Origin of the sequence: Sphingobacterium psychroaquaticum, from assembly GCF_900177625.1 — a bacterium.
GTDB lineage: Bacteria > Bacteroidota > Bacteroidia > Sphingobacteriales > Sphingobacteriaceae > Sphingobacterium > Sphingobacterium psychroaquaticum.
In genome coordinates this window covers 194,178-210,537 of sequence record NZ_FXAU01000007.1, presented here as the reverse complement: position 1 = coordinate 210,537, position 16,360 = coordinate 194,178, and the positions used below count along the sequence as shown (strand labels likewise).

Here is a 16,360-nt window from a genome sequence, read left to right as displayed (position 1 = left end):
GTTTATGCTGTACAAATAAATATTAACCAAATGTAATATTTTTAAAATGTAAAGCAATGTTATTTTTTAATTAACTTTTTAAGAATTACAACGATAAAACGTTTAGGTTATGAAAAATTAATCAACGACGCAAAAAGAAGAAAAATTTCACAAAATCAAAGGGGACATCGAGGTACAAATAGGGGACAAAGGAGGCTCATTTAAGGGGACAAAAAAGGGACAATATTCTAAATCAATGTTTTACAAAAAACTCGATAAAAAGGAAGGGAGGAAACCTCCTAAAATCTCCTCCCTTCCTTTTGTTCAAAATAACGGGTAAATAACTCCCTTAAAACGCTCGTTTTTGAAGATATTCATTTTCTTTGGCCGTCATCAAATCCTTCTCCTCTCCCTTCTTATCATGATAACCACATAGATGAAGAACACCATGAATAATCACCCGATGCAATTCATCAGTCTCGGAAACATTGAATTTCGCCGCATTCTCTGCGGTACGTTCTACAGAGATAAAAATATCACCACTAATTTCTTCCTCTTTCTCGGAACTATCGAACGTTACAATATCTGTATAGGTATCGTGATTTAAATACTCTTTGTTAATTTCTAATAAATAAGCATCAGAACAAAACACAAAATTCAATTCGCCGATTCGCTGAAAACCTTCGGCCTTGATGGTCGCAAAAATCCATTCGCGAACCTTCTGCTTATTTTTCAACACATACGTGATATCCTCACTAAAAAATAAAATATCTCTTAAAGCCATTACATCATTGATTTAGATTCCATATACGTTTGTAAAATCAGGGTCGCAGAAATAGTATCAACCAAACCCTTCTCCTGCCTTTTTTTCTTTGTTTTACCACTTTGCGCAATAACAGAAGATGCCATTTTAGACGTAAAACGTTCATCAACCTCCGCGACGCGAATTGCTGGGTATGTTTTTTTCAGTTTCCGGACAAAGCCTACGACATGTTGCGCCGATTCTGATGCAGTGCCATCCATCTGTAGGGGCTTCCCCACCACGAAGGTTTCTACCGCCTCCACTTCTAGATAATCAGCTAAAAAACGCCAGATATCATCCGGGTGAACCGTTGTGAGCGCACTAGAAATAAGTTGAAGCGGATCTGTAACCGCAACACCTATTCGCTTAACGCCATAATCAAAAGCCATAATACGCATAGTACTCCTTTAAAACGTTACAAAAATACACATTTATATGCGTTCATTCAATGAGCCCTGTATTTAATCAAACGCCATACACAGTGGCTTCTTTGGATGAAACACGCAGTCTTCTACAGACTTCATACCTCGTACTTAGGACTAATTTCTTATTTTTGCACAAACAATACATTTTACGTGGGTATTCAAGACGTCTTAACGAAATATGCTCAAAGCGAGCAGGTTAAATTATTGGTTAAAGCCATTCAGGGGAAAAATCCTAAAATACAACTAAAAGGACTGATTGGCGCATCGGATGCCATAGTTGCCGCAGCCGCATATACCGTCCAGGAACGTCCCTTTATCTTCATTCTACCTACACATGAAGAAGCATCCTATTTTTTGAGTGATCTAGAAAGCATCCTCGATAAGCAGATACTTTTCTTTCCAGCATCTTTTCGTAAGGCTTACGAATTTACGCAAACAGATGCCTCTCATGTTCTACAACGTGCGGAAACCTTAAGCGCATTAAACCACATCTCAGAGTTACCTAAAATCGTAGTTACTTATCCAGAAGCAATTGCTGAAAAAGTAATAAACCGGGAGGATCTAGAGAAAAACACCTTAGCAATTACTCAAAATACAAAGCTCAGCATCGATTTCATCAATGAATTTTTATATGAGTATGATTTCGAGCGGGTAGATTTCGTTTATGAACCGGGGCAATTTGCAATAAGAGGCGGTATTGTCGATATTTTTTCCTTTTCAAATGATCTACCCTACCGCGTTGAGTTTTTTGGTGACGAGATTGAGAGCATTCGCACATTTGACATGGAGACACAGCTCTCCGTTAATAAAATCCATACGGTAACCATCGTACCAAATGTACAAGCAAAGTTCCTAAGCAATAATCATATCTCGCTCTTAGAATACGTAGATCGGGATGCCGTAATATGGATTAAAGATGTTCAATTTACGCTCGACATCATGAAGGATGGTTACAAAAAAGCATCTGAATTCTGGAAAGCACTGCCGGAGAAAGATATTCTAGTCCATGCAGACTGGGTGGATCCTCGGGTCACTTTCACCACAGATCGTGGTTTTGGCGAGCTCATGTTTGATTTTCCAAATGTAGAATTTGGAAAACACTTCTACTATAAAGCGGAAGAAACACTCAAATTTGATATTCATCCGCAACCATCTTTCAATAAGGATTTCACCCTTTTGATCCACAATTTCAAAGAGAATGTAAAGCATGGGATTGAAAACCTCATCTTTTCCGACTCGACCAAACAGGTTGAGCGAATTTATAGTATTTTAGAGGATATTGATAAATCTGTAACCTTCACGCCCATTCATAAAGGACTACGGGAAGGGTTTAGAGACGACGAGACAAAACTCGCTTGTTATACAGACCACCAAATTTTTGATCGCTACTACAAATACAAGCGTAAAAAAGGATATGAGCGCTCTCAGGCTATTACACTAAAGGAACTGCGGGACCTTAAACCCGGCGACTATATCACGCATATCGACCATGGTGTCGGTAAGTATGCAGGACTGGAGAAAGTTGAAGTAAATGGCAAGACACAGGAAATGATCCGGTTAGTCTATGCAGATAATGACCTGCTTTATGTCAATATCAACTCCCTAAACAGAATATCAAAATACTCAGGAAAAGAAGGAACTGTTCCAAAAATGAACAAGCTTGGAACCGACGCCTGGGAAAAACTAAAGAAAACGACCAAAAGGAAAGTTAAAGATATTGCACGTGATCTGATTAAGCTCTATGCAAAGCGGAAATCGCAAACAGGTAACGCCTTTAGTCCAGATACCTACTTACAAAATGAGCTTGAGGCATCCTTCTTGTATGAGGATACACCAGATCAAGAAAAGGCAACAGCTGATGTAAAACGTGATATGGAATCCCCTCATCCAATGGATAGGCTCGTATGTGGCGATGTTGGTTTCGGAAAAACAGAAGTTGCTATCCGTGCGGCATTTAAAGCCGCAACAGACAACAAACAAGTAGCAGTCCTTGTCCCTACGACCATTCTAGCCTTGCAACATTTCCGAACCTTTAGTGAGCGGCTGAAGGAATTTCCTGTAACGATAGATTATATAAATCGATTTAAATCTACCAAACAGATCAAAGACACCTTGGCTCGTCTTGCCGAAGGCAAGATCGATATTATCATTGGCACACACCGACTCGTAAGCAAGGATGTGAAGTTCAAAGATTTGGGCTTAATGATTATCGATGAAGAACAGAAATTTGGGGTTGCCGTCAAAGAAAAGCTAAAGGTGATGCGTGCAAATGTCGATTCCCTAACCTTGACAGCAACGCCAATCCCACGCACCCTCCACTTTTCATTAATGGGCGCCCGTGACTTAAGCATCATATCCACACCTCCACCTAATAGACAGCCGGTACAAACGGAACTCCACGTTTTCAATGAGACGTTGATACAAGAAGCCGTCGCTTTTGAGTTAGACCGTAACGGACAGGTGTTCTTTATTCACAACAGAGTAGCCGATCTAAAACAATTGGGCGGCATGATTCAAAAGCTCGTTCCCGGAGCACGTGTCGGTATTGCACACGGTCAGCTAGAGGGCGATGCCCTGGAAGATGTTATGCTGAAATTTATCAACCATGAGTTTGATGTACTCGTAGCCACTACCATTATTGAAGCAGGGCTCGATATCCCCAACGCAAATACAATTATCATTAACCATGCACATATGTTTGGATTAAGCGACCTTCACCAGATGCGTGGTCGGGTTGGACGTTCCAATAAAAAAGCTTTCTGTTACCTCTTAAGTCCACCACTTTCGACTTTGACAAACGAAGCCTATAAACGTCTATCCGCACTGGAGGAGTTTTCTGAACTAGGATCAGGTTTCAATGTGGCAATGCGAGACTTAGATATCCGAGGCTCCGGAAACCTCCTGGGTGCCGAACAGTCGGGTTTTATTGCTGAGATTGGTTTTGAAATGTACAATAAAATATTGGACGAAGCTGTTCAAGAGCTTAAGGATGACGAATTTAGTGAGCTATTCGCCGAGGACAAAAACCGAAAGTACGTGACTTTTACACAAATAGACACAGACCTCGAGGTTATGATTCCAGACGCCTATGTTACCAATATCGGCGAACGATACAATCTGTATAACGAAATTGCAAAACTAGAAAACGAAACGCAACTAATTGCCTTTCAAAAAGAACTCGAAGACCGTTTTGGTCCCGTACCACAACCCGTATTTGAGTTATTTAATACCCTCCGCCTGCAATGGTATGGTAAAGAGATTGGATTTGAAAAAATATCCTTCAAGAAAAATACACTTAAAGGCTATTTTGTGAGCAATCCAAAATCAAGCTATTATGAATCTGATCAGTTTGGAAAAGTACTAGCTTTTGTGCAAGCACATCCTGCGATAAGCAACATGAAAGAAGTGAAGGGACAATTACGGTTAGCAATAAGTAATGTAAATAATATTACGTATGCCTTACATTTACTCAAGGAGATGAGTAATTAACTGATTAAAATCTGTAAGTTTGGTAGACTAAAATAAAGATATGAAAACGACTTATCTCTTCTTGGTCTTTGTATTATTTGGTTTAGCAATACAGGCACAAGGATACGATCAAGAAATCCAAGTCTACCGAGAACAACAGGCGCAGCATTTAAAAAAATCTGCCAAAGGTCCCATCGCGGACGAGTACGTCGTATCGCATGTCCATTACTTCAAGCCGACACCTCTCTTTCGAGTAGAGGCCAGTGTGGAGTATCTAGACCATGAACCGACCTTTCGCATGCCTACACTTGATGGAACAAGTAAGGAATTTCGACGGTATGCGCATTTACATTTTCGAATAGATGGAAAGGATCATACCTTGACCGCCTATGAAAATGCAACATCTTTTCCGAGTGAATCTGCCGCCACCTATTTATTTCTTCCTTTCTTAGATTTAAGCACAGGAGAAACGACATACGAAAGCGGGCGTTATCTTGATCTTAAAAAACAAGATATCCAACATGAAAAAGTTATGCTAGACTTCAATAAAGCATATAACCCATATTGTGCATACAGCAGTGGATACCGATGTCCACAACCACCAGCGGAGAATTTCCTTCAAGTAAATATTGAAGCGGGGGAGAAAAAATATACAGGTCCTAAAAATCAAAAAGAACAAGATAACAGTATGGCCAAAAACTTTACAGAGCGAGAGAAAAAGATCATTTCCAATGCAGCCCCTTCTGATAAGATGTATGTCCTACAGACGAATGTGGAGCCTGACTCCATTATCTTACGTACAACATCTGAAGACGTTAAATATGATGACCCTCTATTAGCAACATTGACGGCGCGCATGTATGCTACCGTACAAGACCCTGAACATGCTGGCGTAGGGATTGCTGCTCCACAAGTTGGCATCAATAAAAATATTATCTGGGTACAGCGCTTCGATAAGGCGGAGCAACCTTTTGAGGTTTATTTAAACCCAAAAATTATCTGGCGCTCAAAACTCTTGCGAAAAGGAATGGAAGGATGTCTTTCTATACCGGATCTACGTCAAGATGTCGTGCGCAGCTATAGCATCAAGATTCAATACACCAACAAAGAAGGAAAATCGGTGGAAGAGATCGTAGAGGGTTTTACAGCGGTTATTTTTCAACATGAAGTGGATCACCTGTATGGGATCCTATTTCCCGATCGTATCGTCGAACAAGAACAACGACAGGAAACTTCTTTAGCAGACAAGATTGAGTTCTCGATAGAGAAGGGAACGATTGTTCCGTAGCTGAAATCAAGATACCATCAAGGCATCTTAGTGCTTTAATACACCTACCTAGGGGGCTGGGCTTGTCCCCGCCCACAATAAGGCAAACATCTACGAACCTTCAGCAACGAACTGTTTTCTAAAGAAGCATTTATAGATTTCTCCTCGTATCTCGTTCGAAATGACACTATTATGTCGTCTTTACGGCATAGCTTATAGCTCCCCTAAACAACAGGATGCCCACTGAGGAATATTTGCGGTCGGTAGAAACTTGCCCCTGCACGAACCATCCCTAGCAAAAATTCATAGCGACAAGGCTTGGTAAAACTTCTAGCTCTAGCTCCCCTTAACCCCCAGATGTCGCCTGAGCAATATTTGCGGTCGGTAGAAACTTGCCCATGCACGTACCATCCCTAGCAAAATTCATAGCGACAAGGTTTGGTTACTTTTCCGATAAAAAGTAACATGCCTCTCCGGCAGAGAGGAGAAAATTATCGTTCAGCAATTTTCACCTCAAACAATTTATCCCATTGTTTTCCGGTCACGAATAATCTTTTGCCTACACGATCGTACGCAATACCATTCATTTCTTGATCGTTAGGTTTGCGAGCGGGATTGGTATACAGGCCAACAAAATTAATCTGCCCTTCCACGGCACCAGTCTTCGGATCGATAATAATGACCACATCCTTACCATAAACATTCGCATAGACCTTACCGTCGATATATTCCAATTCATTAATACTATCCACAGCACCTTCACTATCATAAACAGACAAGGTCTTCACTTCCTTAAAAGTCGTTGGATCTAAAAAATATAACTTTGACGACCCATCAGATTTAATAAGCAATTCCCCATCATAACAAATTCCCCATCCCTGCTTACTATTCTCATAGGTAAATGTAGATACCTGATCAAAAGTTTTTTTATTAAAAACATAACCGATATTGTTCAACCAGGTCAACATGATAATCCGATCCCCCACAATAGTCATCCCTTCTCCAAAATAAGGCTCTCCCTTACTATCCGCTCCCGTTATCTCTTTCTTCTGGATAACTTTCCCAGTTTCCAATTCGACTTTACGTATCGAAGAAATCAGACCATCTCCTGCGCCAGTAGATTCGTAAAGAAAACCACCATCAAATTCTAAACCTTGCGTAAAGGCCTTCGTGTCGTGCGGGTATTCTTTCACCTTCTCAAAAGCATACTGTTTGGCCGATTCCGGCACGATAGTAATATTGCTGTATGCCACCTCTTCCTTTCCAGCCTTATACACTTTCGCCACCAAGTTACGTGCTCCTAGGCCAATCTGCTCGGTATCAAGCACCATCGAAGAAGTATCTTGCTTGCGCCCAATAACCTGCCCATCAACCGAATACACAACGGAATCAATCGTTGTATCAGGAAACTGCATCCGCAACGCTAACTTTTGTCCGAGCGTCACATTATCTCCTGCAGCTGGAGTTAAAAAGGCAAATTTACCCTGTTGTGATTTACAACCAAACAGAACCAAAGCACTGACCGCCAAATAGCCGGCAATATTGCGTATTTTCATAATTATCTAATCTATTATTTTCAATCCTTACCAATCTCTGAAACTCAGCTGCTCCAAAAAGCATCTTTAATTAAATCGACCTTTCCACTACCATCCATATAAACAGAAACGATATCAAAGCGGATTTCACCCGAATAATTCGTTTTTCCCAGATAGGCATTAGCCAATTTAATTAGATTCCTCTGCTTCTTCCGATCCACAAAAGAGGCCGGTTCGCCATAATCCATATTACTCCGGGTTTTTACTTCGACAAACACCAGTGTATCAGCATCCCACGCGATAACATCAACCTCCCAATGCTTAAAACGCCAATTTACAGCAATAATTTCATAATCCAAACCCACCAGAAACAACTGTGCCTTTTCCTCCCCTTCTCGTCCGCGTTTCAAGTGCTCTGCCATAGGGCTTCTTTACTTGACTACCGTATTCCCAAGGTATGCCCCCAGCATCTTCTCTGCTTCTTTAAGCTTTTGATACTTCGACAATAGAATCTCCAGATCCTCCGCAGATTGATCGAGCTTTAATTCCTCTCGAATTTTGGTCATCTCACTTTCCACCTTCCGTTTTTTTATGCGATAAATAGCTTGTGTCGTTAAAGCCTTTAAATGCTCATGCTCACGAGTCACATAGATCTTACGCTTATCGTCATTCCAGTTCGGGCTCAGTTCGTAGGGACTTGACACACACGATATAGCCAAATCCTGCACCGTTGAATCTTCGTGCGAAAAGAAAAATTTCGCTTCTGGGATCTCAAAATCCTCTGCCTTTTTCCGAAAAACCTCCACGATAAACGCACTGGCTTTATCCTCAAAAGTAATATCGTCGATCGCATTTAAAAGATACGGAGCAATAGGCACATCGCCATCGCCTTCCCAAACGGCCAGCTCCGCACCATAGTTCAACAGAATACGTACGATTTCACGCTCTTGCAAAATTTCTGACGTGGCAACTTGCGTTCCAGTTGCTGGTTCAATACCAATTTGTGCTCGCTCTTCATCGGTCAAGAAAAAATCTAGAGGCGGCCCATCCATTTCCGGATGCATCGGGGCCGGTCTACTTGCGGCAGCTTCCTTTTTATCCTGGGCCTTCGCTTTATTCAAACGCATCTTATTGAGCTCTGTCAATAACACCCGCTCTTCCATATCCAACAATGCCGAACATTGCTTAATAAACACCGACACCTTGATCTCATCAGGAATCAGTGCTATACTCTGTACGACCTCGCGAATAACCTCTGCTCTTTTAATTGGATCCGCACCCGCATCCTTCAATAAGATATTTGTCTTATAAAAGATGAAATCCTGTTGATTCGTATCTATGTACTCCTTAAAAGCAGTTGAACCAAAAGACTGTACGTAAGAGTCGGGGTCATTTCCATCAGGAAAAAGAAGAACCTTTACATTTAACCCCTCTTCCAATAGCATGTCAGTCCCCCGCAAAGAAGCCTTGATCCCGGCGGCATCACCATCATACAGAATAACCACATTCTGCGTGAATCGACCAATCAACTTAATCTGCCCAGTAGTTAAAGAGGTTCCTGAAGAAGAGACCACATTCTCAACTCCCGCCTGATGCATCGAGATTACATCAGCATAACCTTCAACCAAGTAGCAGCTATCCTTATCCATGATGGCCTTCTTCGCGAAATTCAATCCGTAAAGTACATCAGATTTATGGTAGATATCACTTTCAGGAGAGTTTACATACTTCGGAACAGATTTTTCTGTTTTCAGCGTTCGTCCTCCAAAGCCAATAACTCGACCGGTGAGGTTATGAATAGGAAAGATTACACGTCCTCGAAAACGGTCGTACAAACTACCGTCTTCCCTTTCGATAGACAGTCCGATAAGGCTTAAATAATCTTTATGGAAACCTGCCGCAGCAGCAGCATCCGAAAGGGCGGTCCATTGATCGGGCGAGTAACCGAGTTCAAACTTCTTAACGATATCTTCGCGATACCCCCTCTCCTTAAAGTATGACAAACCGATGGATTGCCCCACCTCCGTTGTCCACATCTGTTCCTTAAAGAATTTCCCGGCCCAGCTGCTAAGCACATACAAGCTTTCACGCTTATCCTGCGCAGCAAGTTGCGCTGGAGAACGCTCGACTTCTTCAATCGCAATATTATACTTATCCGCGAGATAGCGTATAGCTTCGGGATAAGAATACTTTTCGAGCTCCATCACAAATTTCAACGAATCACCACCAACCCCACACCCAAAACACTTATAAATTCCTTTTGCCATGGAAACATGGAAGGAAGGCGTCTTTTCATTATGGAACGGACAATTCCCAATAAGCGAGGTTCCTCTTTTTTTTAAATCTACAAAATCTCCGACAACCTCCTCTATCCGAGCCGCATCCAATACCTTCTCTATCGTTTCTTTTGTGATCATAAAAACTAACGTCTAACTATTGTGTATTCATTGCAAGTTACATAGATGGGGCAAAAAAGCAAAGTGAAATCTGCACTAAATAAACCCTTGTAAAAAGAAGTAAAAATAATTATGTTTGGATATGGGTCTTGTTTATCTAAGAGAATTAAATACGGAAACGAAATTTGCGCTGTGGCGTATCGAGGAAACGGCAGAAGAGTTACTCGGAAAGCTGCAACTTGATGAACGTGAAAAAGCAAAACTGGAAAGCTTAACCAAAGGCAAACGTAGATTGCACTGGCTCGCTACACGTGTGTTACTCCGCTTCCTCTTGAAAACAGAAGAATATATTAACTGTCCCTCCGATGAACATGGAAAGCCATATTTACCAGACTATCCATATAATATTTCCCTCACCCATTCCTACGATTTTGCAGGGGTCTTGATGTCTACACAAGGACCATGCGGGATCGATCTAGAAATTATTAAAGAGAAAATCGTTCGGATAAAGGAAAAATTTATGAAACCTCGCGAACTGGCTTTCATCCAAAATGAAAACATCGACCAAATGTATGCCTGTTGGTGCGCAAAAGAAGCGGTGTATAAGCTTCAAGGTAACAAAGGAGTCTCTTTCCTAGAGGATATGACGATCCTACCCTTTCAATATAGACCACAAGGAGTCATGACGCTCCTCTTACGCAAAGACAAGAAAACGCATTCTTTTCAGGTATATTACGAACAGTTTCAGGAGTATATGCTCGCATACGTGGTTAGCGATTAAAAACAGACAATACAGGGACTAAAAAGAAAATTGCGCTTTACCCTTCCAGCGTCCTTAAACTGGCGCAGAATGACAGCTAGAAGGAGCCTTTTTACGCAATCTCTTACAAGTTTCCGGTAAAGTTAGGCGTTCTTTTTTCCAAAAATGCCGAAACGCCTTCTTTAAAATCTGCTGTTCCAAAGGCCTTCCCAAACGCGTCAATTTCGACATCAAACCCTTTAACACCAGTTTGACTTGCATTAATTGCTTCAATGGCCGCCGCCACCGCTGTTCCTGAACGTGTATAAATCTTGTTCAGTAAACTCTCGCATGTATGTAGCAAATCTGTAGCAGGCACAACATAATTAACCACCCCCCATGTCAGAGCCTCTTTTGCGCCAATCATATCCCCCGTCAAAATCATCTCCATCGCTTTTCCTCGCCCGACCAATGCCGGCAACCGTTGTGTGCCTCCGTATCCCGGAATCACACCTAGCGACACCTCCGGCAATCCCATCTTAGCGGTTTCCACGGCGACACGAATATGGCATGACAAAGCGATTTCCAAACCACCACCTAGTGCAAAACCATTAATCGCTCCAATAACCGGTTTGGGGAAATTATGTATCACATTCATCACATGCTCCTGCCCCCAAGCAGCTATCGCTCGGCCTTCCTCTTCACTATGCCCAACAAACTCAGCGATATCAGCACCTGCGACAAAAGCCTTCTCACCAGCCCCAGTCAAGATAATACCCGATACCTCTCGATTCGTTTTCAAGGCTCCCAACAAATCCGCCAATTCTCCCAATGTTGCACGATTCAATGCATTCAACTTGGTTGGTCTATTAATTGTAATGATGGCAGTCTGCCCTGATAATGTTAACAAAAGATTTTCGTACTGTCCCATAACATCAAAAATTTAAATGAACACTGACGCGATACGTATCCTTATTCACATTTGGTAAATCCAGATAATTCAATCGCCTGATATACTCCACCCGAAATACCCTTAGGATATTATCGATTCCTACTTTTCCTTCCCAATACGGTTGATTACCCATAACGTGCGTGAGCTTATTCCCCTCATTGTCCGTGTCAAAGTGCACCACGCCTGAACTAAGATAAGGATTATTACCATCAGTTAATCGCCCGCGGAACATCTTAACCCCCCAAAGCTCCCTTAGTTTCAATCGCTTCACCAGAGGGATCTTATTCAAAATAAATCCTTCCAGCTGATGATCAATGGAGAGTTTTACAAACTCATCCGCAACAAACTCCATATTACGCATTAACGAATAATCGATCACATGCCGATCATCATTTTTAAAAACATCAGGAATCTCCAAAAGTGGATACGGAAGGGTACCCCAAATTTTCCCTCCAGATAACGTAACATCAACAAATCCTAGCTGACGCATAAAGAAGCGCTTGGTCACCGCAGCGCGCAATGCATCATAGTTATAATCCGCTCCCCAAAACCCACGTAGACCTTTGTTATATTGTACATTAAAAATAGGATGCTTTTCAATAATTGTACGACGCACTAAATTTCTATAATAGAATTTTTCATTAGGAGCCCAACGCAGTACGAACTCCAATTCATTGGTATTGACATCTTCAATGTTTACGCTAGGATCACCAGAAGAAATAAAGTTAAGATCACCAATAGCGTGACGGCGATGATGTACAAAACCAGACTGTATACTCAGGTGGTTACCAAATTCAATGAGATGCTTCGCTTCGTATGCATAAGTATCTAGCCATTTGGTGGGTTTATTACTCCGGATGGACTGAAAAAAACTATCCCCTTTCTTAAAACCTAAATTACGACCGGGATCAAAAATATCATGCTGCACCCCAAACTGAAGGTAATGAGCCGGGAAAGTAGTAACAGCCTTTCCATTCAGTGCAATTGTTGGCTTAACAAAATACTTAAAAGACTGATCACGCAGTCCATATGCTAAGTACCCTTCAATATAAAGCTTCTCAGAAAACAGTCCTGTCGTCCGTCCACCAATCCGAATCCTGTTGCCTTCAATATTATTTGAAGAATATAGATACTCCACAGGCCCTAGTTCAAACGGTCCAAGATTATAAAAACCTTGCCCCACCAAATAGCCCAGAGTAACCAACGTTTTGAACGTCCTATTATCATTGAGTGAATCAACATCGGTATACACTCGGCTCTCACTACTATTCAACGGGATAGGCCTTCTTTCTTCCAAAATAGCAATACTGCTATCAGCCTGAGGCAAAATTTCTATTGGCGCACCCGAAAAAACAGCATCACTGAATGTCGCCTTGAAATCAAAGTCATAATTCATCGTGATCTTCTGCCCAAAAAGGGCCTCTTTCTTTTCCGTACCAAACAAAATCTGGACATCGCTTCGCTCGAGGAACATCTGCTGCTCCTCATTGACCGTAAAGTCTTGCTCTATATCTACTCGGTTGACCCAATTTAGGTTAGCCTCCTTATTCGTATTAAGCCTTGCTTTACCTACAGCATAACGCCCATCTAGGCTCACCCAAAGCCTACCACTAAGTAACAGATCCGTTTTATTCCGCGGTTCAAACCGAAGCTCAACAAATGGCTTCATATTCACATCTACGGTGTCTACAATATAATACTTGTAGAAAACTGGCGCATTATTCGCTATTGGACTTAAGAAAAGCTTGTTGATTAAGAATATATTTTCGGCATAAATATCGACATCTTGAAAAAGGTAAGTAAGATACGATTGTATATTGTGGTTATTTATATGTCGCTCATCATACTTTGTCTGCTTCACAGACTTCACTACCTTTTTACTCGATACAGGATCATTGGTCTGGTAGACATCACTGATTTGTTCTTTCATAAAAAGGGCCAAAAGCTTACTTCCAGGGATAGAAACAGTATCTATATTTTCGAAGAAAAACCGCATACTTCCTAACCCTTTCAGGTACTTGGAAGAGGGATCAACCATACCAAAACGTATTTTGTCATACTGCTCAAAGCGGTGCTTTGGTTGACGTACCATTCGATTAATTCGCTTATGCTTGATCACTTCTTCGATCAACTCAACCGCAGGATTCTTATTATTGTATTTTCGTTTACTAGATATTTCTATCGCATCAATGACACGTTCATCCGGATGAAGCTTGATAATCACCTCAGTCTCCGATGCTACGTAACCTCCTTTATAGGTCCGATAACCCATAGCGGATACCTCAATATGATTTGTTTTATCGGAATTTACAGCAACTACAAAATTTCCGAGCGAGTCGCAAGATGTCCCTATAGAAGTCCCCACAACTTTTATACTGGCTTGTGGGATACCCTTACCGGTCAACTCATCTACAACGCGCCCCAATATACGTCCCTGACCAATAGCCATCGGCATATTGACACAGAAGCAGTATATAAATAGCAAGACGCCTAACTCCGTCGCTCCAAATTTCCTCATAATCAACGCAGGTACGCTATAAAGATACAATTTGTGCCCACAGATAAAAATGAAAAGAAGAAAAAAGTAGAAAGCGCTTAATGGACCTTAATAAAGTTCTCTTCGCACTCGGCTTAAGCTTTCTGGAGTGATTCCAAGATAAGAGGCAATCATCCACTGAGGGACACGCATAAGCAAGCCTGGGTACATCTCCATAAAGGAAAGATAGCGCTCTTTGGCGGACATCGCCAATAATGAATTTATTCGCTTCTGCTGAATATAAATATTCCGCTGTAACGAATTTTCTAAAAAACACGAAAAAGTAGTACTCAATGCAGCTGCCTTTTCCATAAATGTAGCTTGTACATAAACAACAACAGAGTGCTCTATCGCTTTAATATAATAGTCTGATAGCTTGTTGAAATACTGACTCGCCCGATCCGATAAAATCCAGTTTTCGGGCGCAAATTGCAAAATATGCTCCCCACCCTTTTCGTCCAATGAAAATGATTGCAACAAGCCAGACTCAACAAAAAAGGCGTAACTGCTCAACTCACCCGCACGTAAAAGGTAGGTATTATGCGCCACGGTTTTAAACGAGAAATAGGGTTGCAGCGCTAAAAAATCGTCTGCGGTTAAACCACCCTTTTCCGTATAATACTTATAAAAATTACTTTGCTTTAAATCGATATCGCTCATTAATACAATATAGTAAATTTAAAATCAAGAGGGCTAAAATGCTTCTCCAATTCGCTAATCAACTCTTCGCCCTGCTTCAAATACAAAGGCGCAAAATTTTCACTACGTTCCTGCAATCCTCCTCCTGGAAACAGGATATCCTTTACCCTATCGATCTGAATCAATGCTTCTTCATGATTTTTCTTATCTGCCCGCAACAGTTTTTTTTCTAAGCTGTTGATTGCCTTCTTTAGACGAGCTTTAACAGCTTCCGTACTTGGCCCTAGACTCGGATCAATTTTATGTGCGCGTAATTTAATTTTTCCGAAAATTGCATTTAGCTCCATCCACTCATCACGTAGGTTTAATCGATGCTTCGTATGTCGACGGACGTATTCGTTCTTCAATATTTCAGCCGGCTTGAACACACTCTTAAAAGTTAGATCCAAACGGAATATTTTTCCCGCTACGGTATCGTCCGTTATCATCGCTGAATTTCGAGGAATTAGGATTGGAAACGGAACGTTATATTGATCGAAATTAGCCTTTAATTGTAACCAATACACAATCTCAGCCCCTCCCCCGATATAGGCCAAATTAGGTAAAATAACTTCCTGATACATCGGTCGCATCACCACATTCGGACTAAATCTCTCCGGATGTTCAGCAATTTCTTGTTTCAATGACTCTTCGGTAAAAAACATATTTTGATGCAGAACCTCGAAACGACCATCTTCAGCCCTTACAATACGCTCCCTAAATTCATCTGTTAAATAAAAAAAGTTGATCTCACGCCCATGAACCTGTGGTTTATAACCCAAATTTTCTAACGCTTCCGAAGAAGCCGATATGGCATGAAAGCTACGTTCCGCCATAATATCCTGTTCTATGATTGGTGCAAAAACAGCTTTCAAAATAGGGCTATCTGCATCAACGATTACTAAACCATATTCTTTAAACAACGCATGCACCATAGAGCGCGTCGCATCCGCCAGCGTATCATGCGATAAGTAAGCCTCTTCCACAATAGCAGTTAGAAGATCCGCATTGCCAGAGAGACCAAACGTATTGCAATATTCCCGCACCGTACCGGCAATATCGCCGGTGGACATCCGTCCGGTCGCAGCAATCTTAGGCGTATCCCACATAATTTTCTTACCAAAAACCCGGGTATGGTTAATCTCTTCAAAATCGTGATCTTCGGTTGCCATCCAATAAACAGGCACGAAATCATAATCGGGGTATGCCTCTTTCAAGTCTTTTGCAAGACGAATAGCCGTCACAATCTTAAAAATAAAATAGAGAGGTCCAGTAAAAATATTCAATTGATGACCCGTGGTAACAGTAAAGGTATTCGGGTCCTTAAGGCGTACAATATTCTGCGCTACCGTTGGAGAAGAGGCAAGCAAATCACCATATTGCCCCTGTAGCTGATCGACCAGTAACTTCCGGTGAGGAAATTTCTTCTTCTTATCCAGCTGCGCTTTAAAGCCAGCTAAATTAGGTTGTTCGCCGTAAAATGGTTGTAATGATTCTTCATTGGCCAGATAGGCCAATAGTGTTTTGGAGAAACTACCGGTATCGCTATAATCGATGTATGTTGCTTTCATCTACCTCTTCTA

At 41.4% G+C, this 16,360-nt stretch carries 12 protein-coding genes; 3 read left to right on the top strand and 9 right to left on the bottom strand.

The features are described 5' to 3' along the window. Positions 1 to 328: 328 nt before the first annotated feature. A complete protein-coding gene (gene ybeY, locus B9Y69_RS16710) occupies positions 329 to 763 on the bottom strand; it encodes an rRNA maturation RNase YbeY (protein ID WP_085474120.1) in 435 nt (144 codons plus the stop codon). After that, complete coding sequence (gene ruvX / locus B9Y69_RS16705; RefSeq protein WP_085474119.1) at positions 763 to 1,179, bottom strand: Holliday junction resolvase RuvX; 417 nt, start codon at positions 1,177 to 1,179, stop codon at positions 763 to 765. Before ruvX ends, ybeY begins: the two co-directional genes overlap by 1 nt. Before the next feature lie 177 nt (positions 1,180 to 1,356). Here ruvX and mfd point away from each other — a divergent pair, with 177 nt between their 5' ends. Together mfd and def are read left to right on the top strand one after the other, a co-directional pair. Further along, on the top strand, positions 1,357 to 4,695 hold the full coding sequence (gene mfd / locus B9Y69_RS16700) for a transcription-repair coupling factor (RefSeq protein WP_085474118.1): 3,339 nt from the start codon (positions 1,357 to 1,359) through the stop codon (positions 4,693 to 4,695). A 40-nt stretch (positions 4,696 to 4,735) separates the two neighbouring features. Then, on the top strand, positions 4,736 to 5,962 hold the full coding sequence (def, locus tag B9Y69_RS16695) for a peptide deformylase (RefSeq protein ID WP_085474117.1): 1,227 nt from the start codon (positions 4,736 to 4,738) through the stop codon (positions 5,960 to 5,962). A gap of 470 nt (positions 5,963 to 6,432) precedes the next feature. On the opposite strand, the gene B9Y69_RS16690 is transcribed toward def, so the two are convergent. The 3 genes from B9Y69_RS16690 to dnaG are packed head-to-tail and all read right to left on the bottom strand — an operon-like array spanning position 6,433 to position 9,893. Continuing rightward, positions 6,433 to 7,497 (bottom strand): glutaminyl-peptide cyclotransferase, encoded by a 1,065-nt coding sequence (locus B9Y69_RS16690; protein WP_234991291.1) that lies wholly within the window; start codon positions 7,495 to 7,497, stop codon positions 6,433 to 6,435. A 44-nt stretch (positions 7,498 to 7,541) separates the two neighbouring features. After that, positions 7,542 to 7,898, bottom strand: coding sequence for a YraN family protein (locus B9Y69_RS16685; protein WP_085474116.1), 357 nt, complete (start codon positions 7,896 to 7,898; stop codon positions 7,542 to 7,544). 9 nt (positions 7,899 to 7,907) lie between these two features. Further along, positions 7,908 to 9,893, bottom strand: a complete 1,986-nt coding sequence (dnaG, locus tag B9Y69_RS16680) for a DNA primase (RefSeq protein WP_085474115.1) — start codon at positions 9,891 to 9,893, stop codon at positions 7,908 to 7,910. Positions 9,894 to 10,014: 121 nt separating this feature from the next. Between dnaG and B9Y69_RS16675 the strand changes: the two genes are divergently transcribed. After that, positions 10,015 to 10,653: a 4'-phosphopantetheinyl transferase family protein gene (locus tag B9Y69_RS16675; RefSeq protein ID WP_085474114.1), complete on the top strand. Its 639-nt coding sequence runs from the start codon at positions 10,015 to 10,017 to the stop codon at positions 10,651 to 10,653. Positions 10,654 to 10,756: 103 nt separating this feature from the next. Here B9Y69_RS16675 and B9Y69_RS16670 read toward each other — a convergent pair whose 3' ends face one another. From B9Y69_RS16670 to bshC, 4 genes are all read right to left on the bottom strand, one after another. Then, entirely contained in the window at positions 10,757 to 11,542 is a 786-nt protein-coding gene (locus B9Y69_RS16670) for an enoyl-CoA hydratase/isomerase family protein (protein WP_085474113.1), read from the bottom strand. A 4-nt stretch (positions 11,543 to 11,546) separates the two neighbouring features. Then, positions 11,547 to 14,081, bottom strand: coding sequence for a DUF5686 family protein (locus B9Y69_RS16665; protein WP_085474112.1), 2,535 nt, complete (start codon positions 14,079 to 14,081; stop codon positions 11,547 to 11,549). An 87-nt stretch (positions 14,082 to 14,168) separates the two neighbouring features. After that, a complete protein-coding gene (locus B9Y69_RS16660; RefSeq protein ID WP_085474111.1) occupies positions 14,169 to 14,759 on the bottom strand; it encodes a Crp/Fnr family transcriptional regulator in 591 nt (196 codons plus the stop codon). After that, positions 14,759 to 16,348: a bacillithiol biosynthesis cysteine-adding enzyme BshC gene (gene bshC / locus B9Y69_RS16655; protein ID WP_085474110.1), complete on the bottom strand. Its 1,590-nt coding sequence runs from the start codon at positions 16,346 to 16,348 to the stop codon at positions 14,759 to 14,761. Before bshC ends, B9Y69_RS16660 begins: the two co-directional genes overlap by 1 nt. Positions 16,349 to 16,360 lie beyond the last annotated feature (12 nt).